Source organism: Pantoea sp. KPR_PJ, assembly GCF_041386365.1.
Lineage (GTDB): Bacteria > Pseudomonadota > Gammaproteobacteria > Enterobacterales > Enterobacteriaceae > Pantoea.
Genome location: NZ_JABMIK010000002.1, coordinates 427,429 through 445,642 on the forward strand (window position 1 = coordinate 427,429; position 18,214 = coordinate 445,642).

16 protein-coding genes and 1 tRNA gene are annotated in these 18,214 nt (G+C 56.0%); 11 read left to right on the top strand and 6 right to left on the bottom strand.

Translation table 11 applies throughout. From position 1 onward, the window contains the following. The first annotated feature begins 50 nt into the window (after positions 1-50). Both HP564_RS06700 and rplY read left to right on the top strand, forming a co-directional pair. Positions 51-1,805 carry a DEAD/DEAH box helicase gene (locus HP564_RS06700; protein ID WP_371241397.1) on the top strand — a complete coding sequence of 585 codons (1,755 nt, stop codon included), beginning with the start codon at positions 51-53 and terminating at the stop codon, positions 1,803-1,805. 141 nt (positions 1,806-1,946) lie between these two features. Beyond that, positions 1,947-2,231: a 50S ribosomal protein L25 gene (gene rplY, locus HP564_RS06705; protein ID WP_371241399.1), complete on the top strand. Its 285-nt coding sequence runs from the start codon at positions 1,947-1,949 to the stop codon at positions 2,229-2,231. A gap of 47 nt (positions 2,232-2,278) precedes the next feature. Here rplY and yejK read toward each other — a convergent pair whose 3' ends face one another. Continuing rightward, positions 2,279-3,283 carry a nucleoid-associated protein YejK gene (yejK, locus tag HP564_RS06710; RefSeq protein ID WP_371241400.1) on the bottom strand — a complete coding sequence of 335 codons (1,005 nt, stop codon included), beginning with the start codon at positions 3,281-3,283 and terminating at the stop codon, positions 2,279-2,281. A gap of 158 nt (positions 3,284-3,441) precedes the next feature. On the opposite strand from yejK, the gene HP564_RS06715 reads away from it, so the two are divergent. The 5 genes from HP564_RS06715 to HP564_RS06735 all read left to right on the top strand — a co-directional run bounded on the left by HP564_RS06715 (position 3,442) and on the right by HP564_RS06735 (position 7,094). Then, positions 3,442-3,669 carry a YejL family protein gene (locus tag HP564_RS06715; protein WP_033750387.1) on the top strand — a complete coding sequence of 76 codons (228 nt, stop codon included), beginning with the start codon at positions 3,442-3,444 and terminating at the stop codon, positions 3,667-3,669. A 22-nt stretch (positions 3,670-3,691) separates the two neighbouring features. Next, positions 3,692-5,446, top strand: a complete 1,755-nt coding sequence (gene yejM / locus HP564_RS06720) for an LPS biosynthesis-modulating metalloenzyme YejM (protein WP_371241401.1) — start codon at positions 3,692-3,694, stop codon at positions 5,444-5,446. A gap of 72 nt (positions 5,447-5,518) precedes the next feature. Further along, positions 5,519-5,595, top strand: a tRNA-Pro gene (locus HP564_RS06725). A gap of 498 nt (positions 5,596-6,093) precedes the next feature. Next, on the top strand, positions 6,094-6,297 hold the full coding sequence (locus tag HP564_RS06730) for a hypothetical protein (protein WP_371242006.1): 204 nt from the start codon (positions 6,094-6,096) through the stop codon (positions 6,295-6,297). Positions 6,298-6,356: 59 nt separating this feature from the next. After that, entirely contained in the window at positions 6,357-7,094 is a 738-nt protein-coding gene (locus HP564_RS06735) for a 4'-phosphopantetheinyl transferase (protein WP_371241403.1), read from the top strand. 121 nt (positions 7,095-7,215) lie between these two features. Here the strand turns inward: HP564_RS06735 and HP564_RS06740 are convergent, their stop codons facing one another. From HP564_RS06740 to apbE, 3 genes are all read right to left on the bottom strand, one after another. Beyond that, the gene (locus tag HP564_RS06740) at positions 7,216-8,886 is read right to left on the bottom strand and encodes a multidrug ABC transporter permease/ATP-binding protein (protein ID WP_371241404.1); all 1,671 of its coding nucleotides are present in this window, start codon (positions 8,884-8,886) and stop codon (positions 7,216-7,218) included. 84 nt (positions 8,887-8,970) lie between these two features. Next, complete coding sequence (alkB, locus tag HP564_RS06745; RefSeq protein ID WP_371241405.1) at positions 8,971-9,612, bottom strand: DNA oxidative demethylase AlkB; 642 nt, start codon at positions 9,610-9,612, stop codon at positions 8,971-8,973. Positions 9,613-9,621: 9 nt separating this feature from the next. Beyond that, positions 9,622-10,659 (bottom strand): FAD:protein FMN transferase ApbE, encoded by a 1,038-nt coding sequence (gene apbE / locus HP564_RS06750; protein WP_371241407.1) that lies wholly within the window; start codon positions 10,657-10,659, stop codon positions 9,622-9,624. A 375-nt stretch (positions 10,660-11,034) separates the two neighbouring features. Here apbE and HP564_RS06755 point away from each other — a divergent pair, with 375 nt between their 5' ends. Continuing rightward, positions 11,035-11,193 (top strand): hypothetical protein, encoded by a 159-nt coding sequence (locus HP564_RS06755; protein ID WP_371241408.1) that lies wholly within the window; start codon positions 11,035-11,037, stop codon positions 11,191-11,193. On the opposite strand, the gene HP564_RS06760 is transcribed toward HP564_RS06755, so the two are convergent. Continuing rightward, complete coding sequence (locus tag HP564_RS06760; RefSeq protein ID WP_371241409.1) at positions 11,174-11,629, bottom strand: DUF1348 family protein; 456 nt, start codon at positions 11,627-11,629, stop codon at positions 11,174-11,176. The genes HP564_RS06755 and HP564_RS06760 overlap by 20 nt on opposite strands. 102 nt (positions 11,630-11,731) lie before the next feature. On the opposite strand from HP564_RS06760, the gene HP564_RS06765 reads away from it, so the two are divergent. Beyond that, entirely contained in the window at positions 11,732-12,295 is a 564-nt protein-coding gene (locus HP564_RS06765) for a TetR/AcrR family transcriptional regulator (RefSeq protein ID WP_371241411.1), read from the top strand. Positions 12,296-12,320: 25 nt separating this feature from the next. Here the strand turns inward: HP564_RS06765 and ompC are convergent, their stop codons facing one another. After that, positions 12,321-13,433 (bottom strand): porin OmpC, encoded by a 1,113-nt coding sequence (gene ompC / locus HP564_RS06770; RefSeq protein WP_371241413.1) that lies wholly within the window; start codon positions 13,431-13,433, stop codon positions 12,321-12,323. Between the two features lie 950 nt (positions 13,434-14,383). On the opposite strand from ompC, the gene HP564_RS06775 reads away from it, so the two are divergent. Both HP564_RS06775 and rcsD read left to right on the top strand, forming a co-directional pair. Then, positions 14,384-15,538, top strand: coding sequence for an MFS transporter (locus HP564_RS06775; protein WP_371241414.1), 1,155 nt, complete (start codon positions 14,384-14,386; stop codon positions 15,536-15,538). A 20-nt stretch (positions 15,539-15,558) separates the two neighbouring features. After that, positions 15,559-18,213 carry a phosphotransferase RcsD gene (gene rcsD / locus HP564_RS06780; RefSeq protein WP_371241416.1) on the top strand — a complete coding sequence of 885 codons (2,655 nt, stop codon included), beginning with the start codon at positions 15,559-15,561 and terminating at the stop codon, positions 18,211-18,213. The last annotated feature ends 1 nt before the right edge of the window (position 18,214 follow it).

Below are 18,214 nucleotides of genomic sequence, written 5' to 3' on the forward strand. Positions count from 1 at the left end.
CATCGGGTTTCATGGCATAATCTCAGCCAGTTTCGCAAAAGTGATTGGTCATGGCTTTTACTCTACGTCCCTATCAGCAAGACGCGGTTAACGCGACGCTCAACCATTTTCGTCGTCACGCCGAACCGGCGGTGATTGTGCTGCCCACTGGCGCAGGCAAAAGCCTGGTGATTGCCGAGCTGGCGCGGCTGGCGCGCGGACGCGTGCTGGTGCTGGCGCACGTCAAGGAACTGGTGGAGCAGAATCACAGTAAATACCAGGCGTATGGCCTGGAAGCCGATATTTTTGCCGCCGGTCTGCAGCGCAAAGAGAGCCAGCGCAAGGTCGTCTTCGGCAGCGTACAGTCAGTAGCGCGTAACCTGGCGCAGTTCGACAGCGCGTTTTCACTGGTGATCGTCGATGAGTGTCACCGCATCAGCGATGATGATAACAGCCAGTATCAGCAGGTTTTCAGCCATCTGCGCCAGCACAATCCTCAGCTGCGCCTGCTGGGCCTGACGGCGACGCCCTTCCGCCTCGGCAAAGGCTGGATCTATCATTTCCATTATCACGGTATGGTGCGCGGCGACGAAAAAGCGCTGTTCCGCGACTGCATTTATGAGCTGCCACTGCGCTATATGATCAAGCATGGCTTTCTGGTGCCACCAGAACGGCTGGATATGCCGGTGGTTCAGTATGACTTCAGCCGCCTGACGGCGCAGGCCAGCGGCCTGTTCAGCGAAGCGGATCTCAACCGCGAGCTGAAACAGCAGCAGCGCGTTACCCCGCATATCATCAGCCAGATCCTTGAGTTTGCCGAGGATCGTCGCGGCGTGATGGTGTTTGCCGCCACGGTGGAACACGCGCGCGAGATCCTGGCGCTGCTGCCCGACAACAGCGCGCTGATTTCAGCGGAGACGCCTGCCAGAGAGCGCGATGCCACTATTGCGGCCTTTAAAGCACAGCAGCTGAAGTTTCTGGTTAACGTGGCGGTACTGACCACCGGCTTCGATGCTCCTCATGTCGATCTGATCGCCATTCTGCGCCCGACCGAGTCCGTCAGCCTCTATCAGCAGATCGTCGGGCGCGGGCTGCGTCTGTCGCCAGGTAAAACCAGCTGTTTAATCCTGGACTATGCCGGTAATCCGCACGATCTTTTCACGCCGGAAGTGGGTACGCCCAAAGGCGCCAGTGATAACGAGCCGGTGCAGGTATTCTGTCCTGCCTGCGGTTTCGCCAATACCTTCTGGGGCAAAACCACTGCGGACGGCATGATTATCGAGCACTTTGGCCGCCGCTGTCAGGGTGTGCTGGAGGATGATGAGGGCAATCGCGAGCAGTGCGATTTTCGTTTTCGCTTTAAAAGCTGCCCGGCGTGCGGTGCAGAGAATGATATTGCTGCGCGGCGCTGCCATCAGTGCGACAACATTCTGGTCGATCCTGACGATATGCTGAAGGCCGCGCTGAAGCTTAAGGATGCGCGGATACTGCGCTGTGGTGGCATGACGCTGACCCACGGCCGCGATGATAAAGGCGAATGGCTAAAGGCGACCTATTTTGACGAAGATGGCACCAGCGTCGATGAGCGTTTCCGCCTGAAGTCACCCGCACAGCGCAAGGCGTTCGAGCAGTTGTTCATGCGTCCCCACCAGCGCGCGCCCGGCGTGCCGCTCGGCTGGCAAACCGCGGCCGACGTGGTGGCGCTTCAGCCGCTGCTACGCCATCCGGACTTTGTGGTGGCTCGCGCCAAAGGTCAGTTCTGGCAGGTGCGCGAGAAGCTGTTCGACTACCAGGGCCGCTTCCGCCGCGCCAACGAACTGCGGTGATCTGTGGCACCGGCGGCGGAATCATTTGCCCGCCCCGCCCATTGCGGCTATAATGCCGCCCGCTTTTGCATCCGCATCAGCGTTTGAACAACCCTCCTGCTGCTGGGTCGCCTGTGGCAGGAAATATTAAAGAGATATGCAATGCTTACTATCAATGCAGTAGTACGTAAAGAGCAGGGTAAGGGTGCGAGCCGCCGCCTGCGCGCAGCGAACAAATTCCCGGCCATCATCTACGGTGGTAAAGAAGACGCTGTTTCTGTTGAGCTGGATCATGACGCAGTAATGAACATGCAGGCTAAGCCGGAGTTCTACACCGAGGTTCTGACTATCGTTGTTGACGGTAAAGAAACCAACGTAAAAGTTCAGGCTGTTCAGCGTCACCCGTTCAAGCCAAAACTGCACCACATCGACTTCGTACGCGCGTAAGCGACCACGAACCGATAAAAAAACGCCGCATAATGCGGCGTTTTTTTTTATTTGCTGCTGGTACGGCGCTGTAGCTGATCGCGCAGGTTAGGCGGCGTTCCTTTGATAGTCAGGGTGTCGGTTGCAGGGTCCCAGAAAATCCGTTCGCCGAGCAGCGTGGCGTCAAAGTTGAGCGTCAGGCCACCGCCGCTACCGGCAAATTTCGTCAGCTGACGCAGCGTGCTGCGATCCGCCGGAAAGTGCTCTTCCAGCTCATAGCCCTGCTCCTGCGTAAAGGCCTGGAAGGATTTCTCGCCGAGCGGCGGAAGTTCTTTTGACAACGCCTCCAGCGCAATCTCTTCGCCCGCCTGCAGCTGCTCGTTGCAGTAGCTGTAGACCTGCTGCCGATAGTTTTGCCGCTCGCTCTTGTCGAGGTCCGATTCTGCACAGTAGTCATCTACTGCCTGAAGCAGGCCGCGGTTTTGCGCCTTCGTATCCAGACCGACGCTGGCACCCAGGAAGTCCATAAAGAAATCGGCAACCTTGCGTCCTACCCGACCGCGCAGGAAGGTGAGATAACGGGTAGAGTCCGGCGTCAGCTCCCATTCCGTCAGATCGATACGCGCCACGATATCTGCATGGTTAATGTCGAGGTAGTGAGTGCTGCTGATATCCAGCTGCTCGTTGACGCGCATACTGCTCTGGCTGTTCAGCACCGCCACCAGCAAATACTCAACGGCCAGATAGCGGTAGTGAACAAACAGCACGACGCCGCCCTCTGCAAAAGGATATTTAGCCAGCTCGTCGCGCAGGCGACCGGTCGCGGCGCGGCTGAAGCCGAGGAAGTCATCATTGCCCTTCCGGCAGTTGCGCAGCGCCTCCGCCAGTTCACTCTCTTCATTAAACAGGCCGTAAGCCTTATTTTTCGCGCTGTAGACGCGGTGCAGCTCTTCAACCATGGCCTCTACTGTGGCGTTGGCGGGCAGCAGCGTATCGCGCAGCACCAGTTCAAGCTGGTTCTCGTCGCGTTTGATGAGCTGATGCAGGGCGATCTGGTCGATATCCAGACTCATGATAGACTCTCCTTTTGGTTCAGGCGCGTATTCAAACACTGCCCGCATCGGCTTTCAACTCCGTGCGATTGCCGATCGATGCGCTTTCGATAAAATTGCGGTAAAAACCCTGTCGTTACGGTACTATATCGCCTTTTGAAACGAGATTAGTCGACGATATGCCACAATCATCCCGTTACAGTGACGAACGCGTGGAAAAACTCCTCGCACAACTGGCCCAGGTGCTGCAGAAAGATAACGCACCGACCGACCTTTCCCTGATGGTGCTGGGGAATATGGTGACCAATGTGATCAACAGCGATGTCGCTCCGGCGCAGCGCCGTTCACTGGCCCGATCTTTTGCGGAAGCCCTTCAGGCCTCCGTACGCGACGACAACGCTCATTAATTAGCTGATTTGATCCCATAATATGGTAACCAACCGGCAGCGCTACCGCGAAAAAGTCTCCCAGATGATTAGCTGGGGGCACTGGTTTGCTCTGTTTAATATTTTCTTCGCGTTAATTTTAGGCAGCCGCTATCTGTTGGTTGCCGACTGGCCCGCCTCGCTTGCTGGACGCATCTATGCCTTCAGCAGCTGGCTCGGCCACTTCAGCTTTATTGTGTTCGCCGTTTACCTGCTGGCGATCTTCCCTCTGACCTTTGTGGCGATGTCGCAACGGCTGCTGCGCGTGCTGTCAGCGATTATCGCCACCATCGGGCTGACGTTGATTATGGTGGACAGCGCAGTCTTCAATCGCTTCCACCTGCATCTGAATCCCGTTGTGTGGGAGCTGGTGATTAACCCGGATCAGAGCGAACTGGCGCGCGACTGGCAGCTGATGTTTATCAGCGTGCCGCTGATTTTTCTGGTGGAGATGCTTTTTGCCACCTGGAGCTGGCAGAAGTTGCGCAGCCTCAACCGGCGCTCTTTTGGCAAACCGCTGGCGGCGCTGTTTATCTGTGCTTTTTTCGCCAGCCATCTGCTTTATATCTGGGCAGACGCCAACTTTTACCGTCCGATTACCATGCAGCGCGCCAACCTGCCGCTCTCCTATCCGATGACCGCGCGACGCTTCCTTGAACGTCATGGCCTGCTGGATGCACAGGCGTATCAGCAGCGGCTCATTCAGCAGGGCGATCCGGAAGCGGTGTCGGTGCAGTATCCCCTTAGCGACATTGCTTTCCGCGACGGTGGTACGCGTAATAACCTGCTGGTGATCACTGTAAAAGGACTGAATGGCGGGAATATGGCAGAGACGCTGCCGCAGCTCAGCGAGTTCGCCAGCCAGAACGTGCGCTTTACCCAGCACTACAGCGCCGGTGATATTCCGGAAAAGGGGTTGTTTGGCCTGTTCTACGGCATTTCAGCCAGCTATATGGACGGTGTGCTGGCCGCACGTATGCCTTCAGCGCTGCTCAGTGCGCTCAGTGCACAGGGTTATCAGTTTGGCCTTTTCTCCTCGGAGGGGTTCAACCAGCCGCTCTATCGCCAGGCGCTGTTAACGGATTACACGCTGCCGACCACTGCCCACCAGCCTAATGCCAGTACGGTGACGCAATGGCAGAGCTGGATTAACCGGCAAAACGGCAACGGCACTCCCTGGTTTTCCTGGCTGGCCCTCGACGGCGTGGATCTGGATAACACCCCGGCCAAAGCGCGTCAGCGCAGCTATCAGCGTCAGGCGTCGGCGATCGATGAGCAAATTCATAACGTGCTTGCCACGCTCGAACAGCGGGACCTGCTGAAAAATACCGTGGTGGTGATTACTGCGCAGCAGGGCTTAGCGCTGACCGGCAATCTTGACAGTACGGGTAACCGGGAGAATCTGCGCGTGCCGCTGGTGATCCACTGGCCAGATACGCCCGCGCAAAGCATCGACCGCCTGACCGATCACCAGGATGTGATGGCAACCCTGATGCAGCGTTTGCTCCATGTAAGCACCAGCCCGGTAAACTATTCGCAAGGGGAAGATCTGTTTGCGGCGCAGCGTCGCCATGACTGGGTTGCCAGCAGTGAGAATAATCGTCTGGTGGTCACCACGCCGCAGGTCACGCTGGTGCTCAACAGTAACGGCAGCTATCACGCCTATGATGCACAGGGAAATCCTCTGAAAGATCACAAGCCACAGCTGGCGCTATTGCTGCAGGTTCTGACCGAAGAGAAGCGTTTTATTGCTAACTGATTAATTATGAGGCAGTTAAACTGTCAGTAGCTTGCATTCCGTGGAAGAAACAGTAGACTAAGCCCCACTGTTCGGCACGTAGCGCAGCCTGGTAGCGCACTGTCATGGGGTGTCAGGGGTCGGAGGTTCAAATCCTCTCGTGCCGACCAAAATTCCCTACTAAAGCAGCCTGTTAAGGCTGCTTTTTTTATGCCCGGAATCACGACTCTCCCTCTTCTGCTCCGCTTGCTTTCCCGGTCCGGTTACCAGCGAACCGCGCTGCTGCTGCCAAAGCTCTCCATGCTATGCCAGGCCCATGGTCTATACTTAACGTCGTGTGGGTGAGAAGAGGAGAGTTTATGCATTATATCGAAAAAGACGATCCAACGAACGCGCCGGAATCTGGAGATAAACGTCCCGAGCCGGACAAAAAGTAGTCTCTGCAAGGCCGCAACGGGCGGCCTTTTTGCGGAAACACACCTGGCTGCTCCCCTGAGATTTGCTTTTTACCCCTGATCATTCTGTTACTACACTGGCTCAAGCCGCGCCGTCTGACCGAAAGGCGCTCACAAAATCCGCTGTCCGCTGCATGTTTTCATCTGACTGAAACAAAAGCGTCATAAATAGTCACTATGCTTAAGCCCTCTGATTTTCGAATGGGTATGATCATGGTCATCAAAGCGAAGAGTCTTCAGGACGCAGAAGAACTGCTTTACTCAGGCGTCAGTAAAGTAGAACTGGCTTACAACATTGGCAGCGACGACTTTTTCCGCCTGGCATCACGCTGGTGCGATCGCGGCGCGCGCATTACCCGAGGCCACAACCATTTCATCGTTTCCGTGAAAGGCTTTGCCATCCCGCCTAACGACTAAGCGGTTGCCCCGGCTGCGGCAGGCTGTTTTAATGCCTTTTTGTGCTGCCGTGGAACCGCATGACTTTTCAGATAACCGCCCTGCCGCCGCCAGAAGGCGGCTTCATTCTCGCTCCACAGGTTCGCCACGGGGACGTGCTACTGGCGCAGACGCGCTTTGACCTCAGGCAGTTTGATGAACGGCTGAGTGCACACTGGGGTTTGCCGCTTCCGCCTGCGCTACAGCAGGCGGTAAAAAAACGGCGCGCTGAGTACCTTGCCAGCCGCTGGCTGGCGCGAGAAACCCTGCAGCTCTATGGCATCCCGGACTTTCTGCTCTGCAATCACAACGACCGCTCCCCTGTCTGGCCATCGGGCATTCAGGCGTCGCTGTCGCATACGGAGGGAGCCGTGGCGCTGGCCGTGACCCGACAACCGCTCTGCGTCGGTATCGACATTGAAACCATCATGAGCGAGCACACGGCGGAAGAGACCGCGTCAATGGTGATGAGTGATGAGGAAAACGTGCGGCTGCGCAGGTTGCCGCTGACCTATCCCCAGGCCGCAACGCTGCTGTTTTCATTAAAAGAGAGTCTTTATAAAGCACTCTGGCCACAGCTGCATCAGCCGATGGACTTCCTCCAGGCCAGCCTGCTGACGATCGATGTGCCGACGCATAAAGCCGTACTTTGCCTGGAGCAGACGTTCAGCGCAGATTTCTTTGCCGGGTTGCGGCTGGAGGCGGTGTTTCAACTGGAGGCCGATCGGGTAACGACGCTGTTAACGCATCCGCTGCCTGGCCATAAAAAACCGGCTTAGCAAGGGGGCTAAGCCGGGGTAAACACAAGACGACAGAAAATGTCAGGGAAGCAAAAACCGCGGTTTTTGCTGAGGTTCAGCATAACGCCGATGCGGACGGCGCAGCCAATAAGCCTTTCCGCTAAGCTTTCTCGTCCTGCTGATAAGCCATATTGGTTCGCTGAACCGCATCCAGCGTCGCCATTTCACGTTCACGCCCGGTCAGCTCGCTGAGCTTGCCTTCACGCATCTCAAGCAGCCGATCGGCATGGGTAAAATAGTGATCGTCGTGGCTGATGGCAAAGACGGTTTTGCCTGACGCCTGTAGCCAGGGCAGCAGCTCGCGGTAGAAAATGCGGCGGAAATGCGGGTCCTGATCGGCCGCCCACTCGTCCAGTAACAGCACGTCGCGCTCTTCAGCCGCCGCCAGCAGCAGCGCGACGCGTTTACTCTGCCCTTTTGACAACTGCAGGTTGAGGATTTTATTTCCCTCAATTTTTAGTTTGTCCTGCATTTTCAGGCGCGCCAGCCACGCCTGCACCAGCTTAGGATTAGCCGGCACTCCCTCTCGTCCAATCAGGCGATCAAACAGATGTACATCAGTAAACACCGCAGAAAAATGCTTACGCCAGTGCGCGAGTCCTTCCGCGCCTGTCGGCTTGCCGTCGATCAGCAGCGTGCCGGAGTGCGGCTGATAAAGCCCCGTCAGCAGCATAGCCAGCGTCGACTTGCCGCTGCCGTTGCCGCCAATCAGGAACACCAGCTCGCCGCGTTTTAGCGTCAGGTTGATCGGGCCGACAGCAAAACCATTCTGCCCGTAGTGAAAGGTCACATCGCGCAGCTCCAGCGTTTGCCAGTCAGCCAGCGGCGGCAGCGTGTGGAAACCTGCCTGGTAAGGGGCCAGATCGAACGCGTTTAGCTTGCGAAACGCCACCTGCGCGCTGAGCAGCGTTGGCAGCGCGCCTACCGCCGACAGCAGCGGTGTGCGCAGGAACAGCAGCGTCAGGGAAAAAGTGGCGGCAACGGCAGTATTGGCCCAGCCCAGGCTGTTGGCCATAAAAAACACCATGCCGATTGCGCCAAGCGTCATGATATTTGACCAGTTTACCGCGCTGAGATGATAGGTGTCGGCACGCACAATATGATGGCGGTAAGATTTTGCGTCTTCCTGGTAGACCGTTTCATAAATCAGCTGAGCGCGCTCGCGGTTGAGATGCAGCTCTTTGCGCCCTTCTGTTACGGTCTGGAAGTCGCGGTAAAGAAGATCTTCAACTTCACGCAGTTTCGCCATATGGCGATAGACGCGCGATACCAGCAGCCAGCCGCCCACCAGCGTAACGGCCATCCATAGACTGGAAACCAGCAGCATCTCAGGCGAAAGCCAGGCGAGATAGATCGCCGATCCCAGCGTGATGATAACGCCCTGAATCAGCTCCGGCAGGCGAACAAAGGCAATGGTAATGGCACGGATGTCGCTGGTAAGTCCGGCCAGCAGCTGCGCATTGCCGATCTGTTCCAGCCGCTCAACACGCGTATCGAGAATACGCTTAATAAATTCACCGCGCAGGCGCCAGACAAACTGATGTCCCAGCAGCGTCAGCGCCAGCTGTGCGGCGAGCGTGACCGCCATCAGCAGCACCAGCTGCAACAGAAAGCCGGGCAGAACGGCGAATGAGCTATTGATGGCCGAAATCATTTCGCTGTTGATATAGGCGATCATGGCAATGCCGAGCACGGCGCTGAGCAGCGTCAGCAGGATGACGCCAATAAAAGGCCAGCGAAACTGGCGAAAAACAACGTTAAGCAACGCCATAACAGAGTCCAGCAGTCAGGAAAGCAGCCAGCAGTTTAAAGCGATGCGGAATGATAGCAATAGTTATTCGCAGTCGCGCCGCGCTCAGAAGGCGCGGCGGAAGGTCAGATTGTAGCGAAACGCGCCAGCATGCGGATGCACGCCGGGCTTCAGGGGCAAAATACCGTGGTAACGCAGGCGCGACGGCCCTCCCCAGACCACCACGTCGCCATGCTCCAGCAGCACGCGCTGAGTCGCATCGCCGCGTTCAAAACCGCCGAACTGAAACACCGCGGGCAGCCCCAGCGAGACCGAAACGATCGGCTGACGCAAATCTTTCTCATCCTTGTCCTGATGCAGCGTCAGCTTTGCTCCCGGCGCATAGCGGTTTATCAGGCAGGCATCGGGATTGAAGTGTGGGAATCCCGCCTCATGCGCGCAGTCGAGCGCCAGCTGACGAAACAGGGGCGGCATTGGTGGCCACTTGCGGCCGTTATCTGCATCCTGTTCGGTATACTGATAGCCACGCGAGTCGCTTGACCAGCCAAAATCGCCGCAGTTGGTCATCGCCACCGACATGCGGTGACCGCCAGGGGTGATGCGGTGGTGAAACGGATTTTGCTGCGCGACTGCCAGCAGCGCCGTCAGCAGCGCTGGCGCATCGTCGCGGGCGCGACGGCGCAGAATGACCGCCCCCTCCGCCAGCGGCTCCTGCCACGGCGCGTCCTCACTAAACAGATCCAGCATTATTCCTCCCTACTTCTCTTTATCATCAATAAGAAAAGCGGAAAATTGCGGTGACATCCAGCTGACAAACTTATCACCCTCTTTACTGATCAGGTAGACCGCCAGATGCTGCTGTAGCGCCAGCGTCTTTGCCTTTTCGGTGCCCAGCACCATCAGCCCGGTATCCCAGCCATCCGCTTCCAGCGCCGTGGTGGCAATCACCGTAGCAGAGACCAGCTTGTGCTCAATAGGCCGGCCCGTCGCCGGATCGATAATGTGTGAAAGGCGTTTGCCGTCCAGTTCATAATAGTTGCGATAGCTGCCTGATGTACTGATACCGTGTCCCTGCAAATCGACGCGCGCCTGCACGGCGTTTTCACTGTCGGTCGGTTTCTGGATCGCCACACGCCAGCGCTGCCCCTGAGCGTTTTGCCCCCGGCTCAGTACCGCGCCCCCAACCGATACCAGATAGTTGTTGATCCCCTCGCGCTCCATCAGGCGCGCCAGATGATCGGTGGCATAGCCCTCACCCATGGTGGAGAGATCGACATAGAGTCCGGGAAGATCCTTTTGTAGCCACTGACCTTCTGCCGCCTGAATGACGTGCAGATGTTGCAGGCCGGTTTGCGCTCTTGCGGCGGCAATCTCTGCGTCAGTTGGGATATGCGCAGGTGCCCTGGTCGGCCCAAAGCCCCACAGATTCACCAGCGGCCCGACGGTAATATCCATAGCACCTGCGGTTTTTGCCCCAATGCGCAGCGCTTCGGTGACAATATCCGCCATATCGGCGCTGACGGGCTGCGGTGCGGTGCCCTGATAGCGGTTGAACCGGGAGAGAACCGAATCGGGTTTCCAGGTAGAGAGGGTCTGGTCGTCGGCGTCAAGCTGCTGCTGAATCGCCTGCTGTAACGCCGCTTTACGCGTTGCATCGACGTCAGCCAGGGTGACGCGCCACACCGTGCCCATGGTTTTACCTTCCAGCACCATGCTCTGCCTGGGTACGCTGTTGTCGCAGCCGCTTAAACCCCATGCGGCGGCTATCAATAGCGGAATATTCCTGTATCTCATTTTTCCCTCGTCTGTAATGCTCTATTCCAGCCCGAAATAAAGCATAAATAAGCAGTAAACTAACCAAAACAGGGTTGTATTCGTTATCCGACTGAACACTATCGGGTTCGGCTGCAGCTGATAACAGGAGGCTTCGTTGATCTATCTGATTCTTGCCATCGCCAGCGGACTATTCATCTACAGCATCGGTAAAATTGTGCAGCAGCGGCGACAAAAGCGACTCGAATGGGGCTCAGCGCGCCAGCGTTGAGCACGTCTGCACCAAAAAGCAGCAGCAGTGTAGCAAAACGTCACGAAAATCCGTGGCTGTGAGAGCTACAGAGCTGGCACGAATGCTGCACGATTTATCCCGGGTTTATTTTCGGGAGGTGCAGCATGAGCAAACCATCATCAGAGCTGAGCCGCTGGCAGCAGTGGCTCCGTTTTTCCGCCTTTACCCTGGCAGGCATGAGCTTTGAGGGCAGCGTGCCGCCACAGGTAAAAGCAGCGCCAGCGGCGCACGCCGCGCAAAAGGCTACAGACCCAGCTCGCTAAGCCCCGGATGGTCATCCGGACGTCGGCCGAGCGGCCAGTGAAAAAGACGCTCGCTGGCGGCAATTGGCAGGTCATTAATACAGGCAAAACGCTCTGTCATAAGACCGTCGGCACCAAAGCGCCAGTTTTCGTTGCCATAGCTGCGGAACCAGTTTCCGCTGTCATCGTGCCATTCATAGGCAAAACGTACCGCCAGACGGTCGTTTTGCCACGCCCATAGCTCTTTAATCAGCCGATAATCGAGCTCTTTTGCCCATTTTCGGGTGAGAAACGCCACGGCAGCTTCCCGCCCCTGAAGACATTCGCTGCGGTTGCGCCAGCGCGTCTCCGGGCTATAGACCTGCGACACCCGCCGGGGCTCGCGGCTGTTCCAGGCATCTTCCGCCATACGGACTTTCTCTGTTGCACTCTGTTCATCAAACGGGGGGATCAGCATGGTTCTCTCCAGACATCAGGATGTAAGTAGACAGGTCTGTCTACTTGCTTTACTCTGCAGCATGTAGACAATTCTGTCTACACAAAAAAGAGAGGTCTGATCATGCTGGCTCCGCTCCTGTTTAATCCTGACGCCACTGCGCGAGAACGTCTGCTGACGACCGCGCAACGCCTGTTCTATCAGCAGGGTATTCGCGCCACCGGCATCGACAGCGTGATTGCGGAAGCGCAGATAACGAAAGTGACGTTTTATCGCCATTTTTCCAGCAAAAACCAGCTTATTTTTGCCGTCCTGGAGCAGCGGCATCTGCGCTGGATGCAGGGTTTTCAGCAGGCACTTCAGCACGCTGACAGCATAACGGATGCCCTGCCCGCCGCATTAAAAAGCTGGTTTGATGAGGGGGATTATCGCGGCTGCGCCTTTATCAACGCCAGCGCGGAGCTGGGCGACAGCCTGCCGGAAATCGTCGGGCTGATCAGGCGACATAAGCACGAGATGGCTGAGGCCATTGCGCAGAAGCTGACAGCATCAGCGCGCGACAAAACCGGGCAGATTATGCTGCTGGCGGAAGGGGCTATTGTGCGGGTCCAGCTGGGAGAAGAGGCAGAAAGGGTGATGGCGGATCTACGCAGCGCGCTGGCGGCGGTGCTGCAAACGGGAGCGTAGCCGACAGGCTACGCTCCGTACTGGATTAGAACTGATAAACCAGACCCAGCGCCACGGTATCGTCAGTATTGATACCGGCAGCGTCAGTAAAGTCGTTGTCATCCATCAGGTTGATCTGATAATCAACATAGGTCGACATATTTTTGTTGAAGTAGTAAGTGGCCCCGACATCAACATATTTTTTCAGGTTCTGTTTGCCCCAGTTCTGCACGTCGGTACCGCGTGAGGTCACGAATGCCAGAGAGGGACGCAAGCCGAAATCGAACTGATACTGCGCGACCAGCTCCCAGTTATCCGCTTTATCCGCAAAGCCATACACCGCATCGTCGGTTGAACCGAAGCGCGTTGCGTTATAGGAACGGCTGTACATCGCCGCCAGGTAGATGTTGTTAGCGTCATACTTCAGGCCGCCGGTATAGACCTCCGCCTTGTCGCCGCGACCCAGAATGCCCGGCGCTGCGCCATTCTGATTGTTGGTACGATCAGACTCAAACATGGCCGCACCGATGCCGAAGCCAGAGCCCAAATCGTAAGTCGTACTCAGGCCCCAGCCATCACCGTTCTCGCCCAGTACGCTACGCCCGGACGTTTCGCGGCTCGGATTGTCGTTTTTGCCCTGATACTGAACGGCAAAGTTCCAGCCATCCACCAGGCCAAAGAAGTTGGCATTGCGATAGGTCGCCATGCCATTGCCGCGCTGAAACATAAAATTGTCCGCGCCGTAGGTATCGCCGCCGAACTCTGGCAGAACGTCAGTCCATGCCCCGATGTCATAGGCCACACCGTAGTTACGGCCATAGTCAAAAGAGCCTGCATCACCAAATTTCACACCGGCGAAGCCCACGCGGGTATAACTGTTCGCCGTGCCTTCGCTTTCTGCGGTATTCAGAGCAGCCTGATATTCCCACTGGCCGTAACCCGTCAGCTGATCGGCAATCTGAGTTTCACCCTTGAAGCCAAAACGCAGGTAGGACTGATCGCCGTCATTACCGTCGTTATCAGAAAAATAGTGCAGACCGTCGACTTTACCGAACAGGTCTAATTTATTGCCGTCTTTATTATAGATTTCCGCTGCGCTTGCAGAGCCTGCTGCGACCAGCAATGCAGGGATCATCAGGGAGAGAACGCGACGTTTCATTTTATTGCCCTCTGTTTGTTATGTGCCTTATTTTGCCACTGCAAGCTGAACGCTTAAAATCCAGCCGGCACGCCATTGTTATTTTATAAAGCGCAATAAGCTATCACGAAAATGCTACGAAATTTCCAAAACTGTTTCACAATGCTTAACAGTTATTTCCAGATGTAAATTTTGCGGAACTAATAATCAGCACGCATTGGTAAAATTTATGGCACAGATTATCAATCCCTTTTTTAACTCTTTACTTTCATCGGCTTACAGTGCACTCATTCTCAGCACTGAATGATAAAACATATGCGTCATCCAGGAATACAATAGATCCCGCTATCATCATTTATTTCATTATTACCTTCATTCACCCCGAATGAGATGTTTACCCTAATTCTCGCCGGACCTGTTGGTCCGGCATTTTTTTATCCTGAAATTATCCCCCACCCTTTTCCCAGGCAGACTTCTTTTACCGGATTAAAATAACCTCACCTGCCGCAGGTAGTAATCGCGAATAATCGCACAGAGGGTTAATAAACTGGTCAGCGAAGAGTCCACTTAATTTATCACCGTAATAAAGTATTGCGCGTTTTCAGGCTGAGATATTATCCGTTCCCTGCCGTGATGAGTTCACTGTCAGGCACTAAATATCCAGCTAACGTCATTAACTTATTATTATTGTCATCCGCTCAGCATGCAGGATGAAGCATGCTGTTTTTATCAACGGCCTGGTCTGCCAGCGTCGCCTGTTGCGCTATGTCAGCCTCCAGCGAAAATCAGGCTATCAGAACGCATTGCGTTGCCAGTAATAACCAGGAAAGTTCTGGAAAAAAATTCAGGCCGCGTAAAAGCCGCTAAAATACGCGCGTTACTGGCGACAGGTGATAACTCACGCCCTGACTGCGCGTGTAGCGTCAGCTTTGATGCTACACTTCCTCGCTTTACTACTCATGAATAACATTATGACTGCACTGGACGCCGCCTCTCCCGGAAAACTGCACCGCCGTGTCAGTCTGGGAACACGCATCGTTTTTCTTATTGCCGGCCTCGGCATGTCATCCTGGGCACCTCTGGTTCCTTTTGCCAGTCAGCGACTGGCGCTAACTGGCGCTTCGCTGGGTGGCCTTCTGCTCTGCCTGGGTATGGGATCGCTGGCCGCCATGCCGGTTACCGGATCGCTGGTTGCCCGCTTTGGCTGCCGCAGCGTCATGTTCTTCTCTACGCTGGTTATCCTGGCCATGCTGCCGCTGCTGGCGACGCTGGATAGTCTGTGGATGATGGCCGTAGCGCTCATGGTGTTTGGTGCCGGACTGGGGATGCTCGACGTGGCCATGAACGTGCAGGCGGTTGAAGTCGAAAAAGCCGCAGGCAAGCCGATGATGTCAGGCTTTCACGGTTTCTTCAGCCTTGGCGGCATTCTCGGCGCAGGGGCCATTAGCCTGTTACTCAGCCTCGGCCTGTCACCGCTCACGTCGGTGGCGCTGGTGCTGGTGCTCATGCTTTTGTTACTGCTCTGGGGCCTGCCAACCTTAATGAACGAGCGACTGCATCAGCCCGATCAGCCGTGGCTGGTTGTGCCGCGCGGCTTTGTCGCCTTCCTTGGCCTGCTCTGCTTTATCCTGTTTCTCGCTGAAGGTGCGGTGCTCGACTGGGGCGCGCTGCTGTTGTTGCAGCGTCCTGGGATGTCAACCGCACACGCCGGCCTGGGCTACGCATTGTTCTCCGTGGCCATGACCCTGGGCCGCCTGACCGGGGACAGGGTCATTCACCGCTTTGGTCGCTTTCCGGTCATGCTGGCGGGCGCACTCATCGCCTCAGCGGGTCTGGCGCTGGCGGTGTTTCTGCCCTGGCCGTCGATGGCTCTGCTTGCTTTTCTGCTGGTAGGCTTTGGATTATCCAATACGGTACCGATGTTGTTCAATGCTGTCGGTAATCAACAGGATATGCCGTCAAACCTGGCGATTTCTGCCATGACAACGCTGGGATATGCGGGTATTCTCTCAGGTCCGGCCTTAATCGGATTTATTTCTCAATGGCTGAGCCTCAGCGGTGCCTTTCTGCTCATCGCGCTGCTGCTGTTGGCTGTGGCCGCCAGTGCCCGACTGGTTGCGCGATGATTTCAGGTGCCTGAGACACTATGTTGTATAAGTTTCCGCTGACATCCGGCAATGTCACTCGCTTTTTTGTGATTTTTAATCTGGTGCTGCTACTGGCACTGGGCTTTATGGTGCACAACTCCGTTAATGCCTGGCTCATGGAAAAGCGCTATGTCATGACGGATGTAGCGCGGGCGACGCAAAAACGCATTGATGCTTACCGTTTCGCTACCTGGCAAATCTACGAAAATCTCTCCACCAGCGCGGCAGGCAGCTCGCCTGACAGCAGCCTGCAGGAGACGCGGCTGCGCCCTGACGTTTACTATCTGGAAAAAACGCGCCGCAAAACGGAAGCGTTGATTTTTGGCTCCCACGACAGCAGCACGCTGGATATGACCATGCGTATGTCAAACTATCTCGACACGCTGTGGGGTGCAGAAAATCCTACCTGGTCAATGTATTTCCTCAATGGTCAGGACAACAGCCTGATTATGATTTCGACGCTGCCGCTGAAAGATATGGCAACGCGCTATAAAGAGAGTGCGATCAGCTCACTGGTGGATGGCCGCCGCGCCGAAATGCTGCAGCAGGCGAATGCGCTGGATGAGCGCGAGAGCTTCTCACCGCTGCGCCATTTTTCTTTCCAGAATGACCACTATTTCACGCTGCGTACTACCTTCAACCAGCCGGGCCACCTGGCTACCGTGGTGGCATTTGATTTGCCGATCAACGATTTGATCCCGCAAAACCTGCCGGTTGAGAATTTTGTTCTGCGTCAGGATGCCTCTCTGCCCGCCGCGAGCGATCAGGAAGAGAGCGAAAGCACGCAGGTGGCTATCGTCAATCCTGACCTGGAGATTGCCGCCACGCTACCGAGCACGCCGCTGCAGCTGATTTACCGCGTGCCGCTGACCAGCCTCGTTATCGATACGCTGCACAATCTGCTGTGGCCGCTGCTGATCAATTTGCTGCTGTTCCTGCTCTCTTTCGCGGGCATGACGCTGCTGCGCCAGCAGTCGCTGCGCCCCAGTGAGAACCAGAGCGCTGAGCTCGATTCACTGCGCGTGTTGAATGAAGAGATTGTCGCCAGCCTGCCGGTTGGCCTGTTGGTCTACGATTTTGCCAGCAATCGCACCATTCTGAGTAACAAGATTGCTGAACATCTGCTGCCACACCTGAATCTGCAAAAGATCATCAATATGTCTGACCAGCATCAGGGCGTTCTGCAGGCAACCATCAATAACGAAGTGTATGAGATTCGCCACGCGCGCAGCGTGCTGTCGCCGCATACTCAGCTCTTTTTAATGCGCGATCAGGATCGCGAGCTGCTGGTGAATAAAAAGCTGCAAAAGGCGCAGCAGGTGCTGGATCGCAATCACCAGATGCGGCAGCAGCTTTTGCAAAATCTCGGCCACGCACTGAATCGTCCGCTGGAAAAAGTTGTGGCGCAGCTGGTGCAGCTTAGCCAGCGCGATGAGGATGAAACAATCCTTGACGTGCTGGATGAGAGCCAGAGCCTGGCACGCCTGGTAGACGATATTGTGCTGCTTAACCGGCTGGAAGCACACGACTGGTCGCCAGACGCCAGCGTGTTCAACCTGCAGGAACTGCTGGATGAGCTCGCCCTCGAAAGTCTGCCGCTGCTGCGCCGTAAAGGGCTGTCGCTGGTGGTCAATAATCAGCAGCCCAACGATGAGCAGCGTTTTGGCGATCGTCGCGCGCTGCGGAAAGTGCTCGCTACCCTGATGCACTATGCGCTGACGACCACCCGCTGGGGCAAGATTTCGCTAACGGTGAGCGCTGACGAGGCGCGCCCTGAGCGTTTGCTGATTGAGCTGGTCGATACTGGCGCAGGCCTGACCGTCGACGAGCTGGCAAATGCAGATTTTCCGTTCCTCGGCGAAACCAGCCATGACCGCTATGGCCAGGCCTCCGGCATGGCCTTTTTCCTCTGCAAACAGCTCTGTAAGCAGATGGGCGGTAGCCTGGAAATCATCGCCCGCCCCGATATCGGTACGCGTTACAATATCCAGCTGCCGCTGGCACTGCAGCCAAAGCCGGAAGAGGAAGAGGAAAAACTGCTGGACGGCGTGACGGCGCTTATCGACATTGCCATGGAAGACGTACACAAAATTGTTTGCCGCCATCTCGAGAACTGGGGAGCGCGCTGCCTGACGCCGGAAGAGCGGCTGTCAGGCCAGGAACATGACGTGATGGTCACCGACGATCCTGCCAGGCTGAGCGGTTGGGCGCTGCTGCTGGCCGAAGATGAGCTGGGCCATCATGCGCTGAACGATCGACAGTACCGGGTGAATTTCAATCTCAGTAATGCGCTTCAGGATGCGCTACTGGCCCTGATTGAGAAACAACTGGCGCATGATTCAATGGAGGAGTTTACAGAGGACGAGGAATTAACCCCACTTCTCAGCGGTGGTTACTTCCAGCTGTTCACCGAGACAGTACCGCCTGATGTAAAGAGACTGTATACTGAGTCGGCGGAAAAGGACTACGCCATGCTTGCTCAGACAGCGCATCGCCTGAAGGGCGTGTTTGCCATGCTTAACCTGACGCCAGGCAAACAGCTTTGTGAAGAGTTAGAACAGCACATCAAAGCATGTGACGATTCAAACATTACAAATACCACCAGTGACATTGACGCTTACGTCAATGAACTGCTGCAGCAAGGTAACCAATAAG

What these genes read in the sequence shown, in the direction of transcription:
- yejM (WP_371241401.1), top strand. Translation starts at nt 3,692, where the DNA reads ATGGTAACCAACCGGCAGCGCTACCGCGAAAAAGTCTCCCAGATGATT.
- HP564_RS06700 (WP_371241397.1), top strand. Translation starts at nt 51, where the DNA reads ATGGCTTTTACTCTACGTCCCTATCAGCAAGACGCGGTTAACGCGACG.
- ompC (WP_371241413.1), bottom strand. Translation starts at nt 13,433, where the DNA reads ATGAAACGTCGCGTTCTCTCCCTGATGATCCCTGCATTGCTGGTCGCA.
- rplY (WP_371241399.1), top strand. Translation starts at nt 1,947, where the DNA reads ATGCTTACTATCAATGCAGTAGTACGTAAAGAGCAGGGTAAGGGTGCG.
- HP564_RS06740 (WP_371241404.1), bottom strand. Translation starts at nt 8,886, where the DNA reads ATGGCGTTGCTTAACGTTGTTTTTCGCCAGTTTCGCTGGCCTTTTATT.
- alkB (WP_371241405.1), bottom strand. Translation starts at nt 9,612, where the DNA reads ATGCTGGATCTGTTTAGTGAGGACGCGCCGTGGCAGGAGCCGCTGGCG.
- rcsD (WP_371241416.1), top strand. Translation starts at nt 15,559, where the DNA reads ATGTTGTATAAGTTTCCGCTGACATCCGGCAATGTCACTCGCTTTTTT.
- HP564_RS06755 (WP_371241408.1), top strand. Translation starts at nt 11,035, where the DNA reads ATGAGCAAACCATCATCAGAGCTGAGCCGCTGGCAGCAGTGGCTCCGT.
- yejK (WP_371241400.1), bottom strand. Translation starts at nt 3,283, where the DNA reads ATGAGTCTGGATATCGACCAGATCGCCCTGCATCAGCTCATCAAACGC.
- HP564_RS06735 (WP_371241403.1), top strand. Translation starts at nt 6,357, where the DNA reads ATGACTTTTCAGATAACCGCCCTGCCGCCGCCAGAAGGCGGCTTCATT.
- apbE (WP_371241407.1), bottom strand. Translation starts at nt 10,659, where the DNA reads ATGAGATACAGGAATATTCCGCTATTGATAGCCGCCGCATGGGGTTTA.
- HP564_RS06775 (WP_371241414.1), top strand. Translation starts at nt 14,384, where the DNA reads ATGACTGCACTGGACGCCGCCTCTCCCGGAAAACTGCACCGCCGTGTC.
- HP564_RS06715 (WP_033750387.1), top strand. Translation starts at nt 3,442, where the DNA reads ATGCCACAATCATCCCGTTACAGTGACGAACGCGTGGAAAAACTCCTC.
- HP564_RS06760 (WP_371241409.1), bottom strand. Translation starts at nt 11,629, where the DNA reads ATGCTGATCCCCCCGTTTGATGAACAGAGTGCAACAGAGAAAGTCCGT.
- HP564_RS06730 (WP_371242006.1), top strand. Translation starts at nt 6,094, where the DNA reads ATGGTCATCAAAGCGAAGAGTCTTCAGGACGCAGAAGAACTGCTTTAC.
- HP564_RS06765 (WP_371241411.1), top strand. Translation starts at nt 11,732, where the DNA reads ATGCTGGCTCCGCTCCTGTTTAATCCTGACGCCACTGCGCGAGAACGT.